The sequence below is a fragment of the Bacteroidota bacterium genome (assembly GCA_034723125.1).
Taxonomy (GTDB): domain Bacteria; phylum Bacteroidota; class Bacteroidia; order CAILMK01; family JAAYUY01; genus JAYEOP01.
Window position 1 is genome coordinate 1 of record JAYEOP010000296.1, and the last position, 2,834, is coordinate 2,834.

At 26.1% G+C, this 2,834-nt stretch carries 2 protein-coding genes and 1 pseudogene; all 3 read left to right on the forward strand.

Annotated features, from left to right (window positions below):
- Nucleotides 1-436 precede the first annotated feature (436 nt).
- Nucleotides 437-979 carry a nucleotidyltransferase gene (locus tag U9R42_08125; protein ID MEA3495987.1) on the forward strand — a complete coding sequence of 181 codons (543 nt, stop codon included), beginning with the start codon at nt 437-439 and terminating at the stop codon, nt 977-979.
- The gene (locus U9R42_08130) at nt 976-1,203 is read left to right on the forward strand and encodes a hypothetical protein (protein MEA3495988.1); all 228 of its coding nucleotides are present in this window, start codon (nt 976-978) and stop codon (nt 1,201-1,203) included. The genes U9R42_08125 and U9R42_08130 overlap by 4 nt, the downstream gene beginning before the upstream one ends.
- 73 nt (nt 1,204-1,276) lie before the next feature.
- A pseudogene (locus U9R42_08135) lies at nt 1,277-2,834 on the forward strand (protein kinase).

Here is a 2,834-nt window from a genome sequence, read left to right on the forward strand (position 1 = left end):
AATTTCAAGTTTGTCTTTAGTATGAAGATTCTCTGATAAATTATTATTATATTTTAATCCGCCTTTTATTTTTGTTCTTACAAATGCCCAGTCATTATGATTATTAAATGATGCAATGGTAAACATACATGAAGGTAATTCTGAACTATCTCCTTTAATAGTTTTATTTATCTCTTTTTCTTTTGTGCTTTCTTTTTCTGATAATTCAAGCTATTGATTACATTTTTCACATCTCAATTTACCTTCAGTATTTATCCAACCGCAATTTGTACATCTCATTTTATTGTTATTTTTTCAATAATTTGCTTTTTTATAAAATGTAAATTTAACATAATCTAAATATTTTTAAGAATAATTTAAAAAAAAAAATTAATAGCTTTTAATTAATTATAAATATTTCCTAACTTTGTTATTAAAATTAAGCTTGTTAAATAATATGAATTATCTAAATGCTTTACACAAAATAATTGATTTTTTGTCCGTCAATAAAATACCGTATATGATTTTTGGAGGTATTGCTAATAGCATTTATGGTAATCCTCGTCAAACTTTTGATATTGATATAAAAATAAAAATTGATAAAGATATTTCTGATTTTATAGATAGTTTGGCAAAAAAATCTACGATACTTGTTGATAACCCTATTTCATTTGTAAAAGAAACAAATGTTTTACCTGTTGAAATTGATAAAATAAAAGTTGATATTGTTTTTGCAGAATTAGAGTTTGAAATAAATGCTATTGAAAATGCAAAAACATTTGATTACCTTGGTGTTAAAATGAAGGTTTGTTCGGTTGAAGATTTTATTATTCAAAAAGCAATATCAACAAGACAAAAAGATTGGATGGACATTGAAACAATTATTAGCTTAAAAAATGATGAAATAAATTGGGATTATTTGTTAAAACATATAAAAGAATTAGCTGTATTTCTTGCTAATGATAATATCCTAACGAATATTTTAAAATTTAAAAAATGAAACAACAGTACAGCAACTATATTGAAAAAATGAATAAATATAATACTTTTGAACTAAAGTATTTAAAAGCACTAAAGCAAGAGTTTAAACTTAAGCGTTTTTTTGAACTCATGGAACTTGCTTACAAAAACACTGACGTTAAAAAGATTGAAAAAATACATAAAGAAAAATTACAGCATTTAATAAATGCTAACAGAAAATTAAAAAAACAAATAAGTGCCTGAACTAATACAAGGAAAAATATTTGCAAACAGATATAAACTAATAGAAAAGCTTGGTATTGGTGGTTTTTCAGAAGTGTGGAAAGTTGAAGATACCAAAGCAGGAAATATTGTTGTTGCTCTTAAAATATTTTCTCCCAATAAAGGATTGGACTCAAAAGGGCTAAGTTTGTTTAGCAAAGAATACTCTTTGGTTTTTAATCTCAATAATCCGAATTTGCTAATACCAAAACATTTTGATGAAGTAGATGGCTCTCCCTATCTTGTAATGCAATATTGTAAAAACGGTTCTGTTTATGAAAAAGATAAACCTTTTACAGAAAATGAAGTTGCAAAATTTATGCTTCATGCTTCTTCTGCATTAGAATATTTACATTCCTAGGATTCTCAAATAATACATCAGGATATAAAACCCGAAAACTTTTTAATTGACGATAAGGGAGATTACCTTCTTGCAGATTTTGGAATAAGCAGTAAAATGAGAAGAACACTCACTCGTAGCATGGGTAAAGTAAGCTCGGCAGGTACGCTTGCTTATATGGCTCCTGAGAAATTTAGTAAAGAAAAATTATCAGTAATTGCAGGAGATATTTTCTCACTTGGTGCAACAATTTTTGAACTTTTAACAGATGATACTCCTTTTGAAGAACATGGAGGCTTAGCATTAAACTCAGGTGCAGAAATACCAAATCTTTCAGGGAACTTTTCTCCTGAACTTAATAAAATTATAAAAGCTTGTCTTAGCAAAAACCCTGAGGATAGACCAACAGCAAAAGATTTAACAAACTTTGCTCATTATTACCAAAGAAAAAACAAATGGCCTGAATTATTAAAAGATGAAAATAAAAAAGCTAAAAAAGAAAGAAAAACAGAAATAATTAAGCATGCAAGAAAAAATGAAAATAATAAAACAGAAACAAAACATAGAACAAAAAATATAAAAAATTTAATACCTTTAGTAATAGTTATAGTAATAGCTATAGTAATAGCTGTATTAGGTATAATCAAAGAAAATAAAAAGTTTGCAAAAGAAAATGTTTCAAAAGAAAATACATATAAAGAAAACACATATAATGTAGATAAAGCAGTTAAAGAATCAATAAGAATTACAAATCGTGATGATTCAATAAGAGAATTAAAAAAGGAACTTGAAAAAGCAAAAAGAGAAACTGTAAAGACAAAACAAAAAAATGATAAATTAATACAAGAAGCTGAAAAGACAAAACAAAAAAATGATAGATTAATACAAGAAAAAAATACTGAAAAAGCAAAGATTAATAAAGAGTTTAAAAAAGAAAAAACTATTGATAAAATTAATTATTCTATTGGTCAGAAACATGCAGGAGGCTTAATATTTTATATCGATGAAACAGCTAAGCATGGTTTAGTATGTGCAGAAAATGATTTGGATAAATTTAAATGGGGCTGTTATAAAACCGAAATAGGAGCTACAAAAGAATATATTGGCAGTGGCTTAAGCAATACAAAAAAAATTGTAACTTATTGCAACGAAAAAACAGCAGCAAGTGCTTGCTATAACTTAAATTTAAATGGATATAGCGACTGGTACTTACCCTCAAAAGATGAATTAAATTTAATGTATAAAAATTTACACAAAATGAATGTTGGCGGTT